The organism is Planctomicrobium aquicomposti (genome assembly GCF_051466325.1).
GTDB lineage: Bacteria > Planctomycetota > Planctomycetia > Planctomycetales > Planctomycetaceae > Planctomicrobium.
The window spans coordinates 4,422,235-4,446,182 of the sequence record NZ_CP195792.1; the positions used below are offsets into that span (position 1 = coordinate 4,422,235).

Here is a 23,948-nt window from a genome sequence, read left to right on the forward strand (position 1 = left end):
AGCAAGGGCGAGTCTCGAGTGTATTGGGAACAGTTCGTTCAATCTGAAGCGCAAACCGACATCGGGCTGCGACGCAAGAACAACGAAGACTCGTACTGCATTTCTTTCTGCCCGAACGAAGAGACCTGGCGTCGGTCGGGACATCTTTTTATCGTCGCGGACGGCATGGGGGGCCATGCCGTCGGGGAACTGGCCAGTCGGCTTGCCATCGAAACGATTCCCCATTCCCTGCAGAAGACCTCGACGCAGGACCCGAAAAAGGCCCTCCACGAAGCGATTCTGGCTGCCAATGCCGCGATCCATACACGTGGGACCCAGAATGCCGACTTCCTGCACATGGGGACCACCTGCACCACCCTCATGCTCGGACCGGCCGGCGGGATCGTCGGGCATATTGGCGACAGCCGCGCGTATCGTGTCCGTCGCGACCGGATCGACCAGCTCACGTTTGATCACAGCCTCGAATGGGAACTGGAACGAAAGCATGGCAGCCTGAAGGGAATCATCGACCTCAGCCAGCACCGGAATGTGATCACCCGGTCGCTGGGTCCGGAAGAGGTCATCGATGTCGACCTGGAAGGGCCCTTTCCGGTTTTTCCGGGAGACACATTCCTGCTCTGCTCCGATGGTCTTTCCAATCAGGTTTCCGATCCGGAAATGGGAGCGATCCTGCGGGAGTTCTCGCCCAAAGCGGCCGCGAAGCTGCTGATCGAACTGGCGAATGTGCGAGGCGGTCCCGACAACTCCACCGCCGTCGTCGTCCGCATCGGCGATCTGCCGTCGAACGTCTACCCGACGCAAACGGACGAGTTTATCGAGAATCGCCCGGGGCTGGGGTGGTCCTGGCTGGCCGCCTTTGCCGGAGGTGCCCTGCTGGTCGTCTGGGGAGTCGCGTTGCTCCTGCTCGGACACAGTATTTCCGGGAGTATTCTGACAGCCCTGTCCGTCTGGGGCATGCTCGTCCTCACGGTCTTTTCGATCCGTCAGCAGCAGGCGCTGCGGCAGGACCTCCCAGACGAGACACACACCCGTCTGTGGCGGCCTCACCGAACTGCAGTCGCCTTGTCCTCCAAAGAACTCTTCGAACTGCTGGCCAGCATCGATGGCGAGTTGCAGCGATCCGCGCGCGACGATGGTTGGGACGTGGACTGGGGAGAACACGACCGCGCGGTGAAGGCGGCGGAGCGTGCTGCGCAGGAAAAACGCTACGCCAAGGGACTGCGGGATCTGGCCCGGGCCATCGGCATGGTGATGGACGAACTTCCCCGGCAGCCCGATCCGGGCAACGTCCGCTCTGGCTCGTGATGTGCCGGAAAGCGTCTAAAGCGGACCTGCCTGCAGGAGAGCAGGCCGGTCATGCACGAAGCCTGCAGGCTGACGGGGAATTCACAGGAAAGGTCCGTCGTCCAACAGGCTTCGCGAAGGGGTTGAACTCACGCGCGACCGAGATATTCGCCTGTTTCGGCGGCGATCCGGATCTTTTCACCGACGGTGATGAACGAGGGGACCTGCACTTCGGCTCCGGTTTCCACCGTGGCGGGCTTGGTGACGTTGGTGGCGGTATTGCCACGGGCTCCCGGAATGGTGTCGGTCACTTCCAGCACGACATGCTTGGGAGGGGTGACGCCGATGAGCTGTTCATTCCAGTACATCAGGCCGCAGGGCTCACCCTCCTTCACGTACTTCATCATCGAACCGCAGACTTCGCCCCCCAGGGAAACCTGTTCGAAACTCTCGTTGTCCATGAACACATAGTTGGTTCCGTCGAAGTACGAATACATGCCGTCGGAATTCCGGATGTCAGCCGCTTCGAGGCTGTCGCCGCTCCGGTAAGTGATATCGAGACTGGTGCCGGTCAACAGATTGCGCAGCCGGGTCTTGTAAAGTGCCTGCCCTTTCCCCGGCTTCACGAAGTTGATTTCGATCATTTCGTAGGGAAAGTTCTCATGGACAACCTTGATCCCTTTGCGGAAGTCCCCGGCATTGATCTGTGGCATTGGTCTTTCTTCCAGTGAATCTCTTGAATAGTCGGCGATTGCCGAAAGGAATGTTCATCAGGCCAGTTCGGTCAACGGGAAGCCTTCTCCGTCCGCCCCCCGAATCGGGGAGGATAGCAGATGTCCAGATCCCGGAAAATCGTGCACAGGGTCACGTGGCCCCGTCATTCCGGACCAGCCGGCGACGACCTGGAGACCATTCCCGAATCGCCGGGAGGGTGGCTTGCACTCTCGTAAACCCGACTGCACACTAGTGCAACGTGACTGGAAGTTCTGTTCCTCCCCCGCCCCGCTGCGGTGCAGGCCAATCCGACTTCCGCCTGTTGTTCTGCCTTCGAATCGCTCAGCCTTTTGGATCTGTTCCATGCGTACGAAGATTGTCGGCCTCATCGCCTCCTGTGTCTGCACCCTGATGCTGGGCCTCAGCTGGGCTCAAACCAAATCACGGGAATGGTCCAGCGGGATCGCCTGGCCGGAGCCGGTCGTCGTGACACCGGGTGAGACCTCGCAGTCCCGTCCTGCGGACGCGATCTCCCTGTTCGACGGCACAGATACCTCTGCCTGGGAAGGGGCCAAAGCTCCCATCGTCGCCGATGGTGCCTTTGAAATTGCTTCCACCCTGCGAACCAAAGCCGCTTTCGGAGATTGCCAGCTGCATCTCGAATTTGCCACTCCCGCCGAGGTCGAGGGAGAAGGCCAGGCACGGGGAAACAGCGGCGTCTACTTCATGGGCAAATACGAAGTGCAGATTCTCGATTCCTACGACAACAAGACCTACTTCGACGGGCAGTGCGGCTCGATCTACAAGCAGCATCCTCCGCTTGTGAATGCGTGCCGCAAACCGGGAGAATGGCAGACCTACGACATCATTTTCACCGCTCCCCGCTTCAACGCTGACGGCTCACTGAAATCGCCGGCCGTCATCACCGCCCTGCAGAACGGTGTGCTCATCCAGAATCATTATGAGCTGCTCGGTGGAACCTACTTCGAACAGCCCCCCTCCTACACAGCCCATGCGGATCGTCTGCCGCTGCAGCTGCAATACCACCGCGATGCCGTGAAGTTCCGTAACATCTGGATTCGCGATCTGGCCCCCAAGTCCGGGGAAGGAGAAAAGACCGAGGCTGTCAACGCGGAGGCAGCGAAGACAGAGCCGGTGAAGAAGGAAGAGGTCAAGCCCGCCAAGAAGCCCAAAAAGGCTGACAAGGAAAAGGGCGTGAAGACAGAAAAAGCAGAGAAAGCCGAATAGAGCACAGCTCTTTAGAGCGACGCTGGCTTGCTCCACGGGCGAAAGCGACTGTCAACTCAAATTCTCCCGCACGCAACGCGGGAGAGTTTTTTGTTGGCTCACCTCAACTGAATCCGTTTGCAGCGGACAGAGAGGTGTCGCTGCAGGGCTGGATCACTCGCCACTCAAGCGGGAGGGGTTCTTTCAGAGAAGCTCCAGCCAGCGGGCCGCGTCCTTCGCGTAATAGGTGATGATCATGTCGGCCCCCGCGCGGCGGATGCTGGTCAGCACTTCGAGGGCGACGCGTCGTTCATCGATCCAACCGTTGGCTGCCGCGGCTTTAATCATCGCGAATTCACCGCTGACGTTGTAAGCCGCGAGTGGCACATCCGGGTGGGCGGACTTCACGTTCCGGATCACATCGAGATAGCTGAGCGCCGGCTTGACCATCAGCATGTCCGCCCCTTCCGCCAGATCGAGAGCAACCTCGCGGAGGGCCTCGCGTCCGTTGGCGGGGTCCATCTGATACGTGGAGCGATCTCCGAACTGCGGCGTACTCTCGGCAGCTTCGCGGAAGGGTCCATAAAAGCCGGACGCATATTTCGCGGCGTAGCTCATGATTGGAATCTGAGAGAAACCGGCGTCATCCAGCCCTCTCCGCAGAGCCTGAATCATACCGTCCATCATCCCGCTGGGGGCGATGACGTCGGCCCCCGCCTGAGCATGACTCACCGCCTGCCGCGCCAGCAGTGGCAGTGTCTCATCGTTGTCGACATCAACACGGCCGGTCTTTTCATTCAACACACCACAGTGACCGTGGTCGGTGAATTCGCAGAAGCAGACGTCGGTGATCACCAGCAGCCGTGACGAGATTCTCTTGATCTCGCGCACTGCCTGCTGCACGATCCCATTCGCGGAACAGGCATCGGAGCCCACGGCATCCTTCTGTTCGGGGATGCCGAACAGAATGACCGCCGGAATCCCCAATGACTCGATTTCGCGAATCTCACCTTCCAGCTGGTCGACAGACAACTGGGAGTGCCCCGGCATGGAGGTGATCGGAATCCGCTGTTGCTTTCCGTGCCGGACAAACAGCGGCAGGATGAAATTCGAGGGGGCGAGCGTCGTCTCGCGCACCAGTTCGCGCAGGCGGGGATGTTGACGGAGTCGACGCAATCGGGTCGCAGGAAACATAGTCATTCAGCCAGGGAGTCACGCTCGCGGACTTCTGATCCTCAGCAAATCGACTGGTCTGCGAGGGGGTCCGGTCTCCTGCATGGTCGTGAATCGGCAGGACTGACGCAACCGGGAGCCTGCTGATCGCCGCTGCTCCACTCGCTATGATTCGCCGGGGCTCGGCTGCTCGCGGCAACAGAAGGCGAACTCACCTATGCGATGGCAATTCTGGATCGATGTCGGCGGCACGTTCACCGACTGTGTGGCGCGGACTCCCGCCGGCCAGCTTGTCCAATGGAAAACTCTCAGCTCGGGCCGAATCAAGGGGGCGATCGAGTCGGCCGAGGGACATCGACTCTACGACCCTCGACGTTGCCAGCCGCGCCCTGATTTCTGGGCCGGGTGGACGTTCCAGCTGCTCGATCGCCGCGGAGAGCCCTGCTGGTCGACCACCGTCGTCTCTTCCACGCCGCAGGGCGAGTTGCTGTTATCACAGCCTTTGCCTGCTGATCTATCAAGTGATGGCTATGAACTGGACTGCGGAGAAGAGGCCCCGCTGATCTGCGTTCGCAGCCTTTTGCAACTGCGGCTGGAGGAAGCGATTCCCGACCTGGAAATGCGGCTGGGAACCACGCGCGGCACCAATGCTCTGCTGGAGCGAAAAGGCGCGAGGACCGCTTTTCTGACGACGAAGGGCTTCGCCGACATCCTGCAGATCGGCAATCAGGATCGGCCGGACCTCTTCGCGCTGGAGATTGTGAAACAGCAGCCGCTGACGGAGACCGTCGTCGAAATTGAAGAAAGACTGGGGGCCGAGGGACAGGTTCTCCAGCCAATGGACCCGGCAGCCGTGCGGCGCCAGCTGCAGCGATTGGCTGAACAGCAGATCGAATCACTGGCCATCTGTCTGCTGCATGCGTACCGGAATCCGGTCCACGAGCTGCAGATTGAAGAACTCGCCCGCGAGGCTGGCTTTCGGTACGTCAGCCGCTCGAGTCTTGTGGCACCGGTCATCAAGCTCGTGCAGCGGGGGGAAACAACTCTGCTCGACGCTTACCTGACGCCGGTCTTGCGGAACTACCTCGATGGCATCCGCGAGAAACTCGGAGCAGGAAGTTCGCTGAAGGTGATGACGTCTCACGGGGGACTGGTCGACAGCACCGAGTTCTCGGGCAAAGACAGCATCCTCTCCGGGCCGGCGGGGGGCGTGATCGCCTTTTCCACGATTGCTCAGCAGGCGGGGTTCACCAGGTCGATCGGCTTTGACATGGGGGGAACCAGCACCGACGTCTCCCGCTTCGACGGTCGTTACGAACTCGATCGCGAAACACAGACCGCCGGGGTGCGAATCGCCGTGCCGCAGCTGGCGATTGAGACGGTCGCCGCCGGTGGAGGCAGTCTCTGCACCTTTGACGGCTTGCAGCTGAGGGTCGGCCCCGCGAGTGCCGGTGCTGATCCGGGGCCCGCCTGTTACGGCCGGGGGGGCCCGCTGACCGTGACCGACATGAACCTCATCCTCGGTCGGTTGCTTCCCGAACTGTCTCCCTTTCCGTTGGATGCAGATTTCGTTCGACTTCGACTGAAGTGGCTCTGCGAACTGATCGCCGCCTCGCCTCTGGAAAAAGAGTATTCGCTCGAAGAACTCGCACAAGGGTTCATCGACATCGCCAACGAAGCCATGGTCCGTGCCATCCGGCAGATCTCGGTTCGGAAGGGATACGACCCTGCCGACCATCTGCTGGTCTGCTTTGGCGGCGCAGGGGGGCAACATGCCTGCGCACTGGCGCGGGCACTGGGGATCAGGAAGATCCTCGTTCATCCCTATTCCGGTGTGCTCAGCGCACTGGGGATGGGACTCGCCGACGTCCGCCGACGGGGGGAAGTGTCGGTCCTGCAGGAACTGACTCCCGCCACGCTGCGCGAGCTCGAACCCACATTCCGGCAACTGGAGCAGGAGCTGGTCTCTGCCGTCACAAGAGAAGGGATCGCGGCAGCTGATATCGAAGTGCCGCAGCGTTCACTGGCGTTGCGGTATCGCGGAGTCGAAGGGACCATCGTCATCGAATCCCCCGCCGACGGAGATTATCAGGCGGAATTCGAACGGCGCCATCAACAGCTTTATGGCTACAGACAGTCGCACCGGGCTCTGGAAATTGTGACCGCGACCGTCGAAGTGATCGGCCGGCTGCCACGTCCGGAAATTCCACCACTGACAGCAGACGCATCTCCGGAAGCCCCTCGCCAGACCCGCACCTGGTTCAATGGCCGTTCGCTGGAGACGACGGTTCTAGAGCGCGAACAACTCCGGGCAGGCCAGCAGCTGACCGGACCGACCCTCGTTTGTGGCGGGGGAGCGACGCTCTGGATTGAGCCGGGCTATCGGGCGACCATCGGTCGCTGCGGCGAACTGCTGATCGAGTGGGAAGAAGCCGTCGCTGCCAACGATGTCGACATGACTCAATACACACAGTCACAGGATGCGGCTGCGCCGGCCGATCCGGTGCTGCTTGAGATCTACAACAACCAATTCGCTTCCATCGCGGAACAGATGGGAGTGACCCTCCGCAAAACGTCTCGCTCGACCAATGTCAAAGAGCGGCTCGACTATTCGTGCGCTCTGTTTGACGCCCAGGGGGGACTGGTGGTCAATGCTCCTCACATTCCTGTGCACCTGGGAGCGATGGGAGAAACGGTCCGCTGCCTGCTGCGTGATCGGCCAACCCTCCATCCGGGGGATGTGTATGTCACCAATGATCCTTACGCGGGGGGTTCGCACCTGCCGGACCTGACGGTCATCACACCGGTCCACGATGCGGCCTCGGGCGAACTGCTGTTCCTCACCGCCAGCCGGGCCCACCATGCGGAAATCGGCGGCATCACTCCGGGGAGCATGCCCCCCTTCTCGACAACTCTCGGGCAGGAAGGGGTCTTGATCCAGAACTTCCTACTCGCCGACCGAGGCCACGTGCGACTGTCGGAGTTCCGGCAGCTGTTGACTTCGGGACCGTATCCCTCGCGCAGTCCCGACGACAACATTGCCGACGTCACGGCGCAGGTGGCCGCCAATCAACTCGGGGCCAGGCTGCTGCTGGAAATGGTCGCGAACGCGGGACGATCCCAGGTGCAGCAGTACATGCAGCATATTCAGGCGGCTGCCGAGCGGAAGATGCGGCGGGCACTCTCCCGCTTAGCGGATGGACGATACGAGCGAACCGACTTTCTGGATGATGGTTCTCCGATCCGGGCGGTCATCACCATTACCGGGGATGAAGCGGGCATCGATTTTGAGGGGACCGGCCCGGTGCTGCGGACGAATCTGAACGCCAACCGGGCGATCGTCACAGCGGCGGTGATGTATGTCTTTCGCTGCCTGATCGACGAGGCCATTCCGCTGAACTGCGGAGTGCTGCGGCCGTTGACCATTCAGTTGCCCGAGTGCCTGCTCAATCCCCCTGTCAATCCGGACCGCGCTCAGTGTGCTGCGGTCGTTGGCGGAAATGTCGAAACCTCCCAACGCATCGTGGATGTGCTGCTGGGGGGACTCGGACTGGCGGCGGCGAGTCAGGGGACGATGAACAACCTGACGTTCGGCGATGAGACGTTCGGCTATTACGAAACGATTTGTGGTGGTGCGGGAGCCACAGACCACGCAGCGGGGGCGGATGCCGTCCACACCCATATGACGAATACCCGGCTGACCGATGTCGAGGTCTTGGAACACCGTTACCCCGCACACATCGAGGAATTCTCGATCCGGCGGGGTTCAGGCGGTGTCGGTCGCCACTCGGGAGGGGCGGGAATCCGACGGGTCTTTCGGTTTCTGAAGCCGCTGCGGGTGTCACTGCTGACCCAGCGGCGCGGCCCATATCCTCCGTTCGGACTGGAGGGAGGGGCAGCAGGAGCAGTGGGCCGCAATCTCCTGCAGCGACGGGGAAGTGACTTTTGGGAAGAGCTGGCAAACGCGGTGGCGATCGATGTCGAAGCGGGAGATCGACTGATTCTCGAAACGCCGGGGGGCGGGGGCTTTGGAGTTCCCGAGAACTCCTGACCGCGAGGGCAAAAAAGACTCCTCGTCGTCAATCTCTGGCCGACGAGGAGTTCGGCGACATCAGACATGGGGACCTGCACTTACCGGACAAACAGACCGAAGTTGGGAGTCGTCACACCGAAGCTCGGCCCTGAGTTGTAGACCGGATAGGCCTGATAAACAGGAGTCGGGCAGTAGGTGTTCGGATAAGGCAGGATGACGGGCCGCTGCGGGCGGATCACGGGAGCCACCGGGACATACCCTCCTCGACCGGGGGCATAGCGTCCCTGGTTGTGATGGTGATGGTGGCCGTGGTTGTTCCAGCCACGATTGTGATGCGACGCTTCAGCGGTGCCGGTCACAGTCAGCAGGGAAACTCCGCCCACAGCAGCCAAACCCAGGAGGAACTTTTTCATGGCAGTCTCCAATCAATTCTGAGGTGTGTCAGTTTTTGGTGATGACAGAACTCTGTCTGGTGAGGCTCGATCGTCAGCTCCCCTTTCCCTGACCGTCCGCAACTCAGCGTTTTGTTATTCGCAGCGCTGGCTGCGCGGACAGAAGACAGGGGAACCTGATTCAGCGGGCGAACAGGCTGAAGCCGGGAGTTGTCAGGCCGAAGCTCGGCACGGTGTTGTAGACCGGGTAGGTGTTGTACACCGGAGTCGGGCAGATTGTGCTGGGGTAAGGACGGACGACCGGAGCAATCGGTGCCCGGTAGACCGGAGCCGGCCCATAGCCCACTCGCGGCAGATTGGAGTGCGAGTGGTTGTGACCGGGCCGGTTGTTCGAGCCCCAGTTATTGTGATGACCATGATTGTGGTTGTGGTTTCCCCAACCCGGGCCGTAGTTGGCAGCTTCCGCTCCCGAAACAGCCAGCATGGAAATCCCCGCAACAGCAGCAACACTCAGGATGAACTTCTTCATGGCAGCCTCCAATATTTCTGATGTCTTGTGATGACGTGGATGAACTTTGGGAAACAGCAGCACATTCAGTTAGCGGGCATACAAGCTGAAGCCCGGGGTCGTCAGACCGAAGCTGGGCACGGTGTTGTAGACCGGGTAGGTGTTGTACACCGGCGTGTTACAGCCGGCTCCCAGGTAGGGCCGGGTGACCGGGACAACCGGGGTCCGGACCACAGGGACCGGGCTGTATCCCACTCGCGGCGGGTTGTAGTGCGAATGGTTGTGAACGTTGTTGAAGGCAGGCCGGTTGTTCCAGCCCCAGAGGTTGTTGTTGGAGCCGTGATTGTGATTGTGGTTGTAAGAGTTTCCGGCTCCCCAGCCCGGTCCGTAGTTGGCAGCTTCCGCTCCCGAAACAGCGAGCAGGGAAATTCCCGTCACAGCAGCAACACTCAGGATGAACTTCTTCATGGCAGTCTCCGACTTTCTGAAAGGGTGTTCGGCGTGTTCTGCTGAGCGGTCTCAGCCGCTTCGTTCGCATTCACGTCTGATGAGATGGACAAAAAGCAAAGAGCGGCCCGATGCCAGCCCACGGAGCACGATTGAGCGCAAACCCCATCCACCATCAGTACTTAGATTTTTTGGCATCTTGGCGTGCCAGAAAAAATGTGTCGCCGAAACGACACAAGCGCCGCTCATTTGACAGCGCGCTATTGAAGAAATGAGTCCAACAAGACGGCGCCCGGGGTAAAATCGAGCGTGACACGGGACCTCTCGGCGGGAAGGACCACTGTGTCCCCCGTCAGCAGATTGAGGGCGTCACCTCCTGTGCAGATCACCGTCCCCTGCACCACCGTCAGCACATGCGACCGGTTGTCGTCCGGGAGCGCCAGCCACCCCGTATCCGCATACCGGTTCACCGTGAACGCATCACAGTCCACCAGCTGCTGCGGCCCCCCAGGCAGGTAAAGATTGCGGGGCACCAGAGGCTGCACTGGACCACGCTGATAATCAACCGCAGCCAGCCCCCGCTCCTGCTGCAGTTCGCGCGGTAACTGAGCCGGCGTGAGTCGACGCCAGTCATAGATCCGGAAGGCGGTCTCCAAAGGCTGTTGCACGGCTGCCGCGAGAATCCCCGCTCCCAGCGCATGCAGCACTCCCGGTTCGATAAGGACCACATCACCGGGGGTCACTTCAAAGGTGTGGACGCACTCGGCGAGTCGATCATGGGCGAGCGCCTGCTGCAGGTCACTCTGCTGCACGCCCGCCCGCAAACCGGCAATGACACGGCTCCCCGGCTGCGCGTCCAAAATGATCCATAACTCTTTTTTGGGAGGGATGAGGTCATCGTCTGCCGGATGCACCTGCACCGACGTGAAGTCAGCGGCATCGAGAAACTTCACCGCCAGCGGATAGCGGGTAAGCCCGAGATGCCGCCCCAGCAGTTCCCGCGCGCGGTGGTGCATCAGTTCGCGAATCGATAATCCGGCCAGCGGGCCATCCTCGATCGCCGATTCGAGGCCCGGCAGATCCGCGACTTCCCAGCACTCGGCGAAACTTCCCCCGTCCCCCAGTTGCTTGCCCAGTTCGGTACCAAACCGTGTCCCTCCCCAGAGAGCCCGACGCAGCAACGGTTGAAAACGCAGGATGTGCATCGGCACTGACTGGCGGCAGAAACTCGTTGAAGGGGTTCGCGACAGCAATGACAGGAGTTTGCCGGTTTCACGGCAGACTGCAAGGGAAGAGGACCGCCTCAGGAATCAGCGACCTCCAGAAACGGATCGAGACCGATCTTCCTGTACTTTTTCTTCTGTTCTTTCTCGTACTTCAGTTGCCGCTTCCGTTGCTTCACGTGCAGTTTCTCCAGCGACTTCTGCGTTTTCGTAAACAGCCGCGCGGACCAGCGGGATAGTTCGCCATTCGCATCGGGGCGGGCCCGACGAATCAGCCGCGCCCGCGCCTCCGGCTTCATCACCCGCAGCAGCTCATCTTCGTAAGAGAGAAAAAACTGGAAACTCCCCGGGTCCCCCTGCCGCGCGGAACGGCCCACGAGCTGACGGTCGATCCGCTTCGAGGTATGCATCTCGGTGGCAATCACATGCAGCCCCCCGTTCTCACGCACAACATCTTCCAGCAGGATGTCTGTCCCCCGCCCCGCCATATTGGTCGCGATGGTGACCCGTCCCGGTCGACCTGCCTGGGCGACAATTTCCGCCTCCTGCTCGTGATAGCGGGCATTCAGCACGACATGGTGAATCTGAGCTCCCTTCAGCCGGGCGGAAAGCATTTCCGACGCATCCACCGAGGGTGTCCCGATCAGAATCGCCCGCTTCTGCGCCGCCAGCCGGATCACCTCATCGACGATCGCTCCATACTTGGCCGCCTGGGAAACAAAGACACGCGTCGGCAGTCCTTTCCGGATGCAGGGACGATTGGTCGGAATCACGGAGACCTTCAGGCCGTACACCCGTTTGAACTCACTGCGGGCCTGCGAAGCGGTTCCGGTCATCCCCGCCAGGTGTTCGTATTGCCGGTAGAGCGACTGGATCATGATCCGGGCAGCAGACGATGTGATCTCCGTCACGTCGAGACGCTCTTTGGCTTCAATGGACTGGTGCAGACCTTCCTGCCATTTGCGGCCTTCCATCTTGCGGCCGGTCCCTTCATCGATGATGGCGATTTCCCCTTCGGAAATGACGTAATCGCGATCCCGCTCGAAGGCCAGCTGCGCAGTCAGCGCTTTCTCGATGTGCTGATAGATCCGCTCGGTATCAATCGAATCGAGCAGGACCGGCTTATTGAGCAGAGTGATATGCCGGCAGCCGTGATCGGTCAGGTGGACCTGCCGTTTCCGCTCATCGAACAGGTAGTCTTCATTCCGTTTCAGATGGGCGATCGCTCCGACGCACCAGCGATACAGGCTGACCATCGCCGGGCGGTTTTCCTGCATGACACCAATAATCAAGGGGGTTCGGGCGTCATCAATCAGAATGCTGTCGATTTCGTCGATGAGTGCAAAATAGTGCCCTCGCTGCACCGGCACTTCGCCCTCTTCGGCGTTCTCGAAGATCATTCGTTGCAGGCTGTCGGCATTGCCCGCCCCTTTCTTCAACCGGTCCCGCAGAAAGTCAAACCCCATTTCACTGGCAGTTCCATAGGTGATGTCACAGGCGTACGCCTGCTGCCGATCGGGATCGGACATCTGCTGCTGCACACAGCCGGTCGAGAGACCCAGCGGAGCGTAGACCGCCTGCATCTTCTCCTGATCGCGCTTGGCGAGGTAATCGTTCGCGGTGACGACATGCACCCCTTTGCCGACCATCGCCCGCAGGATCACCGGCAGCGTTGCCGTGAGCGTTTTCCCTTCACCCGTCTGCATCTCGGCAATGTTCCCCTCGAAGAGGGCAATCGCCCCCATCACCTGCACCGGGAAGTGCCGCATCCCCAGTGCCCGCCAGGCCGATTCAATTCCGAGTGCATAGACCTCGGGCAACAGCCCCCGCAGCGGTTCACCCGCCCGGGCGCGCCACTGCAGCCCCTTCGCCCGACGGAGCAGCTCACCGCCGCTGATCTCCTTCAGCGACGCCTGTAGCCGAAGGATTCGATGGGCCTCCGCGCGCCAGCGTGACAGTTTCCCCCACATTGTGTGTTCCGCCATTCCTGTGCCGAATCCGCTCCGGCGGCGATTCTCTTGCCCGATTCCCGCCGGAATGGACTCTTCCGGCAGTCGTTTGGAGATTAACAGATGCGGCGGTGTTCCGGGGAGATCACTACGGTTACAATCCTCTCTTGGCCCCTGCCCCGACTGAAGGAGGCGGGGTATCCGTTTTTCATATCTTGTTGATCGAGTTCACAGATGCTCACTCTCGAAGGCTGCCTGGCCCGTCGTCAACGGTTATGGGATCTCCTCCCCCAGGCCATCGAATGGGTCCTGATCGCAGATCCTCGTCACGTCCAATACCTCGCGAATTTCTGGGTTCAGCCGTTGAGCTTCTCCACTGGCGAGCGGGGTCTGCTGCTGCTGGAACGAAACGGACGGGCCACGCTGCTGGGGGACAATTTCTCATTGCGCTCCGCCACGAACGCCCCTTATGCCGATCGTGAAATCGTCACCACCTGGTACGACCACCAGCACAGCGTGGTGAACCGCGACCATGCCCTCTTCAAGGCACTCAGCGATGTGGCCGGTGATCTGCGAGGACGAAAAGGTCTGGTGGAAGCCGAATGGCTGCCGCTGGGAGCGGCGGTGCTGCTGGATCCCGGCTCTTACGAGTTCTCCGCCAATCAGGAGGCAGGTGCGAGCGTCCTGACCGATCTGGGAACGATCCTCCGCAGCCTGCGGACCCGGAAGGATCCCGATGAAATTGCTCTCCTCAGGCAGTGCATGGTGGCGGGCGCCGCCGGCCAGGCCCGCCTGCTGGAAATCGTGGCGGAGGGGATCACGGAGTTCGAAATCTTCTGCGAAGTCCAGAAAGCAGCTGTCGCTGCCGCTGAGCGTCCCGCCATCGTCTACGGAGACTTCCGGGCCTGCTTCCCCGACAAGCCAAAGAACGGTGGCCTCCCCAACAGCCAGGGCCGCACGCTGCAGAAGGGGGACACGTTTATCCTCGATTACACCGTGATGCTCGATGGCTACCGCAGCGACTTCACCAATACCGTTTCGGTCGGGCCACCGTCGGAAGGTGTGATGGAACTGTTCAGCATCTGTCAGGCAGCCATGGCAGCGGGCGAACAGAAACTCGCCGCCGGAATTTCCGCAGCCGAGGTGTATCGGGCGGTCGCGAAGCCCTTCCACGACGCCGGCAAGCCGAAGGTCTTCACGCATCACGCCGGGCATGGGATCGGTCTCGCCCACCCCGAGCCCCCCATTCTGGTTCCCCGCAGCACCGACACACTGGCGACTGGCAATGTCATTACGCTCGAACCGGGAGCGTATCAGGAAGGGATCGGCGGCATGCGGATCGAGCATAACTACCTGATCACCGAGCAGGGTTATGAACGGCTCAGCCACCACGAGATCCGGCTGACGTAACGATCCGTGGAGCCTCGCGATGCTCCGGCTCCGTGAGAACCGAATCGCAGAGATGACTTCTTCTCCTGATGTTCCCCTGGGCGCAACGACTTCCGGACAACCCGATCCGCTGCACTGGCTGCAGCAGGGGCTGGAGGGATTGTCCGCTGCGCACCTGCGCCGGCGGCAGCGGAACATCACGCCGCTGCCTCACGGTCGCTGCCTGAGCGACGGCCAGGAACTGTGGAACTTCGCCGGCAATGATTACCTCGGGCTGGCGGAAGATCCGCGCGTCATCAGCGCCGCGCAGGAGGCTTTGCAGTCCGGTGGAATCGGCGCGCGGGCGAGTGCTCTCGTGACCGGCCGGACGATCTGGCATGATCAGCTGGAACAGAGCCTGTGCCGGTTGAAGTCGGCCGAGAGGGCATTGCTGTTTCCTTCCGGCTACGCCGCGAACGTCGGCGTTCTGACGGCGCTGGCCGGGCCCGAAGATGTCATCTATTGCGACCGGCTGAACCACGCGAGCCTGATTGATGGCTGCCGCCTCTCGCGGGCGACGTTCCGGGTCTATCCGCACAATGACCTCATCGCATTGCATCGCGAGCTGCAGCGTGGACCTTCGTTCCGCCGACGATTTGTCGTCACCGATTCGCTGTTCAGCATGGATGGCGATGCCGCTCCCCTCGCAGAACTGATCGAACTGGTGACCCGGAATGACGCGTTGCTCATCGTGGATGAAGCACACGCGACCGGCACGTGCGGGGACAAAGGGAGCGGTCTGCTGGAGGGACTCCTTTCTGACCCGGTCACAGCCCGCCGCGTGGTCAGCATCGGCACACTCAGCAAGGCGATCGGCTCACAGGGGGGCTTCGTCACCGGCAGCCATGACCTCTGTGAATGGCTCTGGAATTCAGCGCGGACCCAACTGTTTTCGACAGCGCTGGCAATTCCCAGCTGCGCCGCCGCGACGGCAGCATTGAAAATGATCGAGGAAGAACCGCAGCGCAGGGAATGGCTGGCAGCTGCCTCCGTCCGTGTGCAAACGGAGCTGCGTCAACTCGGCTGGCAGGTCCCGGAAAATCTCGTCGGCCCGATCATTCCACTGATTGTGGGTGATCCGGATCTCACGGTGCAGCTCGCGGGACAACTGGAACAGCTGGGACTGCTCGTGGCAGCGATCCGTCCACCGACCGTCCCGCATGGCACCTCCCGTCTCCGGATCTCCCTCAGCTACGCCCATGGCGACGAGGGAGTCGAAGCAATTCTGCGAACTTTCTCCGACATGCCGTGTCGTGCCGCCTCGCCGCTATAATTTCCGCTTCGCAATTTCTCTCACGACGCACACTGCAGAAATCGACTGTGACGGAATCGACCGCTCCCAATCTGACGGAACTGGAACATCGGATCGCGGTCTGTCTGCTGGCGGACCGGGGACGACTGCAGAAATCGCTGGCCGGCATTCGCCGTCTGCAACGGGAAAAGAAACCGTTCGACCGCAGTTTGTCCCGCCTTCTTGAAGAACTGCAACGCTCCGAAAAACAGGTGGAACAGCGGCAGCAGCACCGGCCAACGCTCAAGTACGACCCGACGTTGCCGATCGTCGGTGAGAAGGAACTGATCCTCAAGACGCTGGCGGAGGAACAGGTCTTCATCGTCTGCGGGGAGACCGGATCGGGCAAGTCGACGCAGCTGCCGAAAATCTGTCTGGAGGCAGGTCGAGGGCTGGCCGGAATGATCGGCCATACCCAGCCGCGACGGATCGCCGCCCGCTCGGTGGCGAGTCGCGTGGCGGAAGAACTCGAGACCCGCGTGGGTGACGGTGTCGCGTTCAAGATCCGGTTCACGGATACCACCTCCCCCCGCACGTTCATCAAGCTGATGACCGACGGTATCCTGCTGGCGGAAACACAATCGGACCCGCTACTCAGCCGCTACGACACCATCATTGTCGACGAAGCCCATGAGCGCTCGCTGAACATCGATTTCCTGCTCGGATATCTGAAACGCATCCTGCCGCAGCGACCCGAGCTGCGACTCATTATTACGTCGGCGACGATCGATGCCGCCCGCTTCGCCAGCTTCTTTGGCACGCCGGACCGACCGGCGCGGGTGTTGGAAGTGTCTGGGCGGACTTATCCGGTGGAGCTCCGCTATCGTCCGGTCGAGTCCGAGGACGAGGGGGACGAAATTGACTGGCAACAGGCTGCGGCCGATGCCTGTGAAGAACTCGCCTTCGACGGACCGGGGGACATGCTGGTCTTCATGCCGACCGAGCGGGATATCCGCGAAACCGCACGCGTGCTGCAGGGACGGTCATTCGCCGCCGACAATGGACGCAAGCCGGACGTTGTTCCGCTCTTCGGACGTCTCTCCGAAAAAGAACAGAACCGGATCTTTGAACCCCACAACGGCCGGCGGATTGTGATCGCCACCAATGTCGCGGAATCATCGTTGACGGTGCCGGGCATTCGCTACGTGATCGATCCCGGTACCGCGCGCATCAGCCGGTTTTCGGCCACTTCGCAGGTACAGCGGCTGCCGATCGAACCGATCTCACAGGCCTCCGCCAAACAACGCGCGGGTCGCTGCGGACGTGTCGGTCCCGGCATCTGCGTGCGACTCTATTCCGAAGCGGATTTCCTCGCCCGTGATCCCGATACCCCGCCCGAGATTCTGCGAACGAATCTCGCCTCGGTGCTGCTGCAGATGAAGGCGTATCATCTGGGCCGGATCGAAGATTTCCCGTTTCTCGATCCCCCCAGCCCGAGTGCTGTCCGCTCCGGGCTGAAGATGCTCTTCGAACTGAATGCGATTGATGAACAGGAGCAGCTGACGCCGATCGGCAAATCGATGTCGCGGCTGCCGGTCGATCCGCGCATTGCCCGCATGATTCTCGCTGCTGCGGATGAACACTGTCTGGAAGAGCTACTGATTATTGCATCGGTGCTGGAACTGCGTGATCCGCGCGATCGTCCGCTCGACCGCCAGCAGGCGGCGGATACCGCACATCAGCAGTTCCGGCATGAGCGGTCTGATTTTCTTTCCTGGATCGCGTTGTGGGACTTCTACGCAGCACTCGAGCAGAAGCTCTCGAACAGTCAGCTGCGCAAGGCCTGTCAGCAGAATTTCCTGTCGTACAATCGCATGCGGGAATGGAAAGACCTGCACCGCCAGCTGCGCGAACTGGTGATCGATCACGGCATCAAGCCGACTCCTCGCAAGAACGATGAGCAGGCGATCCATCGCGCCATTCTCGCGGGACTGCTGGCCAACATCGCGCAGCGAACGGAAACCGCCGAGTACGAGCGGGGCGGTGGCCAGAAGGTTTTCCTCTGGCCCGGATCGGTGGCGTTCGCGAGCAAACCGAAATGGATCATGGCGGCCGAACTGGTCGAGACGACCCGCCGCTTTGCCCGAACCATCGGCCCCCTGCAGCCGCAGTGGATCGAATCTCTGGCAGGTCATCTCGTCAAACGGACCTACAGCGAGCCCCATTGGGATTCCAAAAGTGCCTCGGTCAAAGCGTTTGAAAAGGTGACGCTTTTCGGGCTGGTGATCGTACCGCGACGGGAATGCCGCTACGGACATATCGATCCGAAAACTTCTCGCGAGATGTTCATTCAGCATGCGCTCGTGGAAGGAGATCTCGTCACTCCAGGGGAATTCTTCAAGCACAATGCCCGGCTGAAATCAGAGCTGGAAGACTGGCAGGCGAAGCTGCGGCAGGGAGTGCAGTTCGTCGGTGAGGAGGCAGAATTCGACTTCTACGACGCCCGCATTCCCCCGGATGTTTTTGACGGTCCGAATTTCGAAAAGTGGCGCAAGACAGCCGAGGCCCGACAGCCGAAGCTGCTGTTTCTCTCCCGCGAAGATCTGCTCGCTGATCCGGGCGGGGCTCCGCGACAGGAGGCCTTTCCCGATGAACTGCGGATCGGCACCATGCGTCTGCCGCTCGAATATCATCTGGAACCGGGCGCGGTCGACGACGGTGTCACGCTGATCGTCCCCCCGGAAGGCTTGAATCAACTTTCCGAGGAGAATCTCGGCTGGCTCGTTCCGGGTCTGCTGGAAGAGAAGGTCGCCGCACTGATCAAGACGCTGCCAAAAGAGCTGCGCATCCTCTTTGTTCCGGTGCCCGACACAGCCCGGGAAGTGACACGGCAACTCGCCTATGGCCAGGGGGATCTCATCACCCAGCTGGCTGCAGCCTTGCGCAGTCGCTCTGGCGAGCATGTCCCGGTGTCAGCTTTCGAACAGTCCCGTCTGCCCGATCACCTCCGCTTCCACCTGCGGGTGGTCACCACGCAGGACAAAGTTATTACCTCGGGACGTGATCTGCAGAAGCTGCGCCAGGAAATTCAGCAACAGTCGTCACAAACCATCAGTCAGGTCTCGGACACGCGCTGGCAGAAAGACAACATCACCCAGTGGGATTTCGGAGATCTGCCGACGCAGGTGGAGCTGCACCGCAACGGAATCACCGTTGTCGCGTTTCCCATGCTGAAGCTGGCCAACGGTGAAATTCAACTGCGGCTGGCCGACACCCCGACGGAAGCCGAGCATCAAACCCGTCACGCGCTGATCCGTTTGTTCTCGCTGGCGGAAGAAAAGCGGATCGCCGAGCAGATCAAGCATTTCCCGAACATCAATCAGCTGGCGATGCAGGCACTCGCCCTGCCGGATGGCAAGCAGTTTCGACAGCATCTGTCACAGCGGATCGCCGCCGAAGCCCTGTTCAGCAACGACAAACTCCCCCGCACCGCCTCAGACTGGGCGCTCAAACAGAAGCAGGCCAAGAGCCTGATCGCGGTCGCGGTGCAGGATCTGGCGCAGCTGCTCGGCCCATTGCTCACTGAGTTCAATACGGTCCGCCGACTGCTCGATCGATCCCCCGCACCCGCTTTGGCTCCGCTGGTAGCCGACCTGAAGCTGCAGCTGCAGGACCTGACCCGCTCCGGATTTCTGGCACAGGTGCCATTGGCGTGGCTCAAACAGTATCCCCGCTATCTGCAGGCGATGCAGCACCGCTTCAGCAAAGCGACCACTGGCGGCTTTCAGAAGGATCGCAAACATCAGCAGCAGCTCGAGCCGTACCTCCGTCGCCTTCAACTCGCGGTCAGTCGTCTCGGTCGGGAGGCTGCTCAAAGCACCGCTCTGATCCAGTACAGGCTGCTGCTGGAGGAATACCGTGTCTCGATCTTCGCGCAGCAGCTGCGAACAGCGGTTCCGGTTTCGGAAAAACGCCTTGAGGAGGCGTGGCGCGCCGTAGGTATCTAGAGCAGGCTGCACTTTGCATTCCCCACGCAGCGCGCATTTCGAATCGTGTCATGCTGAGATCCGTGTGGCGAGGACGGGGGGGAGCAAATGTCAAAATGCTCTCCCGGTTCCCGCGACACTCCCCTTCTGAATCGTCTGCATCAGCTGCAGAGAGGTCTCACGCCTGCGGACAGGTTTCGCGGAAATGATGCAGCGCCAGCCGCAGGTTGGCCTGTGTCCATAGGAGCGGACAGATGTCGTTGGGAATCCAGTGACCGTGCTCCAGAAAATAACTCTCAGGACACCGGTAGGGGGGAAAACGGGATTCCGCGGAGGTGAGTTGTTTGAGAGATCTTTGCAGATGGTGCACCTGCAACGCCCGTGATTCCGGATCGCCGGTCGCCTCGAACTGGCGGCCGTGAATGATCGACAGAATCGGATCGAAAATGCACCACTGGGCTTCCTGGCCCGGCTTCAGCAGCTTGTCCCGCTCGGACATATCATCACTGAAGTCGGACGTCCGGACTTCTGCCGAAAGCAGATCGCGGTAATCCGCACACCAGTAGGAATCGCCAATGTAACGGCGAATTCCGATCTGCCCCGTCAGGTGCTCGCGTACGTCTGCGATGATGCGAGCTGCCATCTCTCCCTCAACCACGCCGAGCGGGTAAATCAGAAACAGCAGGGCCCCATCGTAAAGACGCTGCTGCGAGGGGTCGGGCTGCCGGCATTCGGCAGGCAGAATCTCTGCGAGCGCCTGCTTCCCCTTCTCGATCATCTCCTCCAGCAGATCCAGAGGGAAACCGGCTTGCGGTTGTTCGGCAAGCAGGGACCGCAGCTCCAGTAAACCTGCTAACGCTGCGCCGATACTTGAGGCTTCGATCTTCCGCGTCTCTTCCCAGTGCCCGCTGTCTTCATCCTGCCAGTATCGCACGCTGGCAAAGTAGCGAACGAACAGTTCCAGCAGTTCAATCCGTTCTGCGTCGGCAGACAGACAACCGGAGCGAAGCAGTTTGCAGGCGAGCCACAGCACCGCTCCCAGGGCATCATTCTGGGCGTGCGACCAGCGGACATCCAGCTCCTGCAGCAGTTCGCCATCAAAGCGGATATGCGGCCGGTTCATCGGCTCGTCCGGGTCGGCACCGCCGTTGATGATCTGGACGAATTTATGTCGATACTTCGTGTAGAAGCGGAGCAGTGCTTCCGTCGCCCGGACGGCTGCTTTCTCTTCCCCGATGGCCCACAAGGCATGGGCGATATGACAATTGTCGCGGGTCCAGACGTTCTGATAGCCGGTTAGCCGGAATTCGGAACTCTCCGCAGCCGCGGCGGAAAAGAGGCCTGACGAGACGGTCGGGAAACGAAAGGTCCCCTGCTCGGTCAGAAACTGAATCAGATCCTCGCAGGCGTCGCGGGTAGAATCTTTCGTCAGCCAGTTTTCGATCGGCACTCCCTGCCAGTCGTGAGCCATGTCCACTTCCTGTTGCTGGACCAATTTCAGATTGCGGCGCGCGAGCACTTTGACTTTGTGATTACCCCGGCCTCGCCACGCGGACGTCCGCATTACATCCAACGAAACGCTTGCTGCGCGGGTACTGGCAGGTGCAACCTGCTCTAGATCATAACGGCACAGGACAGGCTGCAAAGTCCACATGACTCCGAGAACAGGCATCATCGGAGGAGTGCCGGTTCCGGTATTTCTCCGACTTTTGCAGCTTGCGTGACACGGTCTCGACCTACGATGAAAGAAACGTCAATGCGCCAAGTGTCCGTCGGTCGCCTGATACCGGCAGAGGCTTCGCAGGGGAAAGGCACCCGATGAAAATTCTGAATCTCATTGTGGGGATTGCTGTTGTCGCCTGCTTCGCGTACGCACTTCAGCAATCGGTGACACCGCCAGACGATCCCTGGTTTCAGGCTGCCGTGGTCGAACGGGAAACGCCGGTGCTGGTGAAATTTGGAGCGGACTGGTGTCCCCCCTGCCGGTCGATGGACGCCATCCTTGATCAGGCCGGCGATGAATTGAACGGCCGCGTGAGGGTTCTGAGAATCAATGTGGATGAAAAGCCGGAACTCGCTCAGCATTACGGTGTTTCCGCCATCCCGCGACTGATCCTCTTTCAGCATGGTCAGCCGGTCGCCAATGCGGGTGGCTTCAGCAGTCCGCAGGAACTGGTGGACTGGGTGAAACAAAAGACCCCGTAATTCCGTTGGCGCTGCCGCCACGAAGAATCCTGCGGGTGGAACTTCTCGCCTGGCACGACCAACCGGGGTGAATCAGCCCGCCGCCGTTCGCCCGACGTGAACTGGTGACAACACTTATGAAACTGTTAGATTGACCGAATTCAGCTCCGATCAGCCAGTGAGGGGGGAAGGGTGCGGGGAATGCACCCGCTCCTGGCTTTCAAGATCGAGTTCGCCGGAGTGGTGCATGCCGAAGATTCGCTGCAAAGGTTGTGAAAACGTTCTCAATCTGCCTGACAAAGCGTTGGGCAAGGTTGTGGCCTGCCCCAAATGCGGCACGAAAATGAAGGTTCCTGCGGGACCGGCTGGCGCCGCCACAGCGAAGCCCTCGGCGAAGAAGGCTGCGGCGGAAGCGGACGATCCCTTCGGCAGCCTCGATCTGTCCCGGATGGAAGCGGCTGACGAAAAGATCTGTCCTTATTGCGCTGCCGAACTGAAGCCGGAAGATCCCGTCTGCCGCAGCTGCGGCATGAATGTCTCCACCGGCATGATGGACGCCCGCGAGCAAAAGAAGCGGGCCATCCGCGGACCGGACCCAGGGAAGTTTTTCAGCGACGTCTGGGGAGACGGATGGCGGTTCGTCATGAACGAGAAGAAACTCGCCCTGCGCACCGGCACCTACTGGATGATCTTCTCGGCGATTCACGCCGTCTGTGCCTACATGGGGCTCGTCTACTGCGACCGGCTCCCCCCCAAAACCTTCTGGGTCTGCCTGACGGTCCTGTCGTTTCTGGGAATCCCCGGCTGGTATCTGTTTCTGACGATCAAGGTGATCAGCTCGACGATGTCGCGCGAAACCTTTCGCTCGGACAGAATCTTTTTTGACTTCTTTCTGGCGGTTTCCGCCGGGATGCGACTCGTCTTCTGGCCCCTGATTGTCATGGGACCGGTCACCCCGGTGGTGATCCTTCTTCTGTACTGGCTCTCCGACCGGCTGCCCCGCAACGCCCTGATCGGGATCGGACTGACGACGTGGGTGCTGATCCCGCTGGTCCTGCTCCCCATCGCGCTCGTGCATATGACCGACCGGTACACGTACAAGGCCTGGATTCTCTGGGAACTGCTCAAGCTGTTCGTGAAGAACGCCGTGCCCACGCTGTATTTCCTCTTCGTTTCGCTGGTGGTGATGTTACCCCTGCTGGCGGTGGCGATCCCGCTGTTCTATTACCTGGGAACCATGAATCCGCCGCTCAGCGAACCCCTGAACCAGCTGACCGACAAGCTCGCCCTGTGGATCATGGAAATCGCCGATCTCGGACGGGAGCCGAAGGGTGCCTATTACACCCTGCTCAAAGCTCCACTCAACATCGCGGCGACGTTTCTGGTGCTCGCTCCGGTCAGCCTGCTGGCGGGCTTCCCCGCGCTCTTTCTGATGCGGGCCAACGGGCTGTTCGGATATTACAACCACCGCACTCTCGATATCGTCGGCCAGATGAAGCCGGGAACGGTCGCGACATTCTGGGTCCGTTACCTGGCCCATACGATCGATTCCCTGTTCTGCCCGCTGGCGGGATTTCTGGTGACAGCCAATCCCAAGGCGTTGTCCCTCCAATGGGGCCTGACTGCCCTGGTGATTCCGGTGTTCCTGTTCCACAAGGCCCTGTTGCCGGTCTATATCATTCTCTGGTGCTTCGCCACGAGCTGGATGTACTGGGTGGTGCAGGAATCGTCTCAGCTGAAGTCGACTCTGGGAAAAGATGCTTTCGGCCTGATGGTCGAAACCGACAAGGGAAAAACGCTTTCGATGCGTCAGGCCAGCATCAAATGGTTCTGGCGGATGCTGTTTTACATTCCTTTCGGAATTCCGTTTCTGACGGCGATCTTCAACGTCGACAAGAAAGCCCTGCACGATATCGCCACCCGCACCCGGGTCGTCTGGAAAGGGGACAAGTAGCCCCGTTGCCCCATTCCCGGGCACGTCCGTCGAAACACGTACGGTTGCTAGAATCCGCAGTGCGCCCCACAACCTGTTTCAATTTGCACAGGGAATCGGCTTCGCACCGGCTGACATGTTGTAAGTTTCAACGACGACAACCGCTTGCCCTTCGCCACCAGTTGACGAGGGGTGAGCGGCATTTTTTTTTACATCTCAGCCAGCCTCAAGTTCAC

At 60.6% G+C, this 23,948-nt stretch carries 16 protein-coding genes; 8 read left to right on the forward strand and 8 right to left on the reverse strand.

Annotated elements, in window-relative coordinates; translation table 11 throughout:
- The first annotated feature begins 18 nt into the window (after nucleotides 1-18).
- Nucleotides 19-1,305 carry a PP2C family protein-serine/threonine phosphatase gene (locus tag SH664x_RS17040; RefSeq protein ID WP_437202927.1) on the forward strand — a complete coding sequence of 429 codons (1,287 nt, stop codon included), beginning with the start codon at nucleotides 19-21 and terminating at the stop codon, nucleotides 1,303-1,305.
- A 128-nt stretch (nucleotides 1,306-1,433) separates the two neighbouring features.
- Here SH664x_RS17040 and efp read toward each other — a convergent pair whose 3' ends face one another.
- On the reverse strand, nucleotides 1,434-1,997 hold the full coding sequence (efp, locus tag SH664x_RS17045; protein WP_437202929.1) for an elongation factor P: 564 nt from the start codon (nucleotides 1,995-1,997) through the stop codon (nucleotides 1,434-1,436).
- 364 nt (nucleotides 1,998-2,361) lie between these two features.
- On the opposite strand from efp, the gene SH664x_RS17050 reads away from it, so the two are divergent.
- A complete protein-coding gene (locus tag SH664x_RS17050) occupies nucleotides 2,362-3,246 on the forward strand; it encodes a 3-keto-disaccharide hydrolase (RefSeq protein WP_437202931.1) in 885 nt (294 codons plus the stop codon).
- Nucleotides 3,247-3,429: 183 nt separating this feature from the next.
- Here the strand turns inward: SH664x_RS17050 and hemB are convergent, their stop codons facing one another.
- Nucleotides 3,430-4,425: a porphobilinogen synthase gene (gene hemB / locus SH664x_RS17055; protein ID WP_437202933.1), complete on the reverse strand. Its 996-nt coding sequence runs from the start codon at nucleotides 4,423-4,425 to the stop codon at nucleotides 3,430-3,432.
- A gap of 190 nt (nucleotides 4,426-4,615) precedes the next feature.
- On the opposite strand from hemB, the gene SH664x_RS17060 reads away from it, so the two are divergent.
- Entirely contained in the window at nucleotides 4,616-8,449 is a 3,834-nt protein-coding gene (locus SH664x_RS17060) for a hydantoinase B/oxoprolinase family protein (protein WP_437202935.1), read from the forward strand.
- An 80-nt stretch (nucleotides 8,450-8,529) separates the two neighbouring features.
- Here the strand turns inward: SH664x_RS17060 and SH664x_RS17065 are convergent, their stop codons facing one another.
- The 5 genes from SH664x_RS17065 to SH664x_RS17085 form a co-directional block, all read right to left on the reverse strand.
- The gene (locus SH664x_RS17065) at nucleotides 8,530-8,844 is read right to left on the reverse strand and encodes a hypothetical protein (protein WP_437202936.1); all 315 of its coding nucleotides are present in this window, start codon (nucleotides 8,842-8,844) and stop codon (nucleotides 8,530-8,532) included.
- Nucleotides 8,845-9,004: 160 nt separating this feature from the next.
- Nucleotides 9,005-9,352, reverse strand: coding sequence for a hypothetical protein (locus SH664x_RS17070; protein WP_437202938.1), 348 nt, complete (start codon nucleotides 9,350-9,352; stop codon nucleotides 9,005-9,007).
- 69 nt (nucleotides 9,353-9,421) lie between these two features.
- On the reverse strand, nucleotides 9,422-9,799 hold the full coding sequence (locus tag SH664x_RS17075; RefSeq protein WP_437202940.1) for a hypothetical protein: 378 nt from the start codon (nucleotides 9,797-9,799) through the stop codon (nucleotides 9,422-9,424).
- Nucleotides 9,800-10,038: 239 nt separating this feature from the next.
- A complete protein-coding gene (locus SH664x_RS17080; protein WP_437202942.1) occupies nucleotides 10,039-10,983 on the reverse strand; it encodes a type I phosphomannose isomerase catalytic subunit in 945 nt (314 codons plus the stop codon).
- Between the two features lie 98 nt (nucleotides 10,984-11,081).
- Nucleotides 11,082-12,986 carry a DEAD/DEAH box helicase gene (locus SH664x_RS17085; RefSeq protein ID WP_437202944.1) on the reverse strand — a complete coding sequence of 635 codons (1,905 nt, stop codon included), beginning with the start codon at nucleotides 12,984-12,986 and terminating at the stop codon, nucleotides 11,082-11,084.
- A 198-nt stretch (nucleotides 12,987-13,184) separates the two neighbouring features.
- Between SH664x_RS17085 and SH664x_RS17090 the strand changes: the two genes are divergently transcribed.
- Genes SH664x_RS17090 through hrpA form a run of 3 tightly spaced genes read left to right on the forward strand, consistent with a single transcriptional unit; the run spans nucleotide 13,185 to nucleotide 19,616 of the window.
- Entirely contained in the window at nucleotides 13,185-14,360 is a 1,176-nt protein-coding gene (locus tag SH664x_RS17090) for a M24 family metallopeptidase (protein WP_437202946.1), read from the forward strand.
- 52 nt (nucleotides 14,361-14,412) lie between these two features.
- A complete protein-coding gene (locus tag SH664x_RS17095) occupies nucleotides 14,413-15,651 on the forward strand; it encodes an aminotransferase class I/II-fold pyridoxal phosphate-dependent enzyme (RefSeq protein ID WP_437202948.1) in 1,239 nt (412 codons plus the stop codon).
- A 47-nt stretch (nucleotides 15,652-15,698) separates the two neighbouring features.
- On the forward strand, nucleotides 15,699-19,616 hold the full coding sequence (hrpA, locus tag SH664x_RS17100) for an ATP-dependent RNA helicase HrpA (protein ID WP_437202950.1): 3,918 nt from the start codon (nucleotides 15,699-15,701) through the stop codon (nucleotides 19,614-19,616).
- Between the two features lie 157 nt (nucleotides 19,617-19,773).
- On the opposite strand, the gene SH664x_RS17105 is transcribed toward hrpA, so the two are convergent.
- A complete protein-coding gene (locus SH664x_RS17105) occupies nucleotides 19,774-21,066 on the reverse strand; it encodes a glycoside hydrolase family 15 protein (RefSeq protein WP_437202952.1) in 1,293 nt (430 codons plus the stop codon).
- 347 nt (nucleotides 21,067-21,413) lie between these two features.
- On the opposite strand from SH664x_RS17105, the gene SH664x_RS17110 reads away from it, so the two are divergent.
- Together SH664x_RS17110 and SH664x_RS17115 are read left to right on the forward strand one after the other, a co-directional pair.
- Entirely contained in the window at nucleotides 21,414-21,800 is a 387-nt protein-coding gene (locus SH664x_RS17110; protein WP_437202953.1) for a thioredoxin family protein, read from the forward strand.
- A gap of 226 nt (nucleotides 21,801-22,026) precedes the next feature.
- Nucleotides 22,027-23,733 (forward strand): RDD family protein, encoded by a 1,707-nt coding sequence (locus SH664x_RS17115; protein WP_437202955.1) that lies wholly within the window; start codon nucleotides 22,027-22,029, stop codon nucleotides 23,731-23,733.
- Nucleotides 23,734-23,948: the final 215 nt, after the last annotated feature.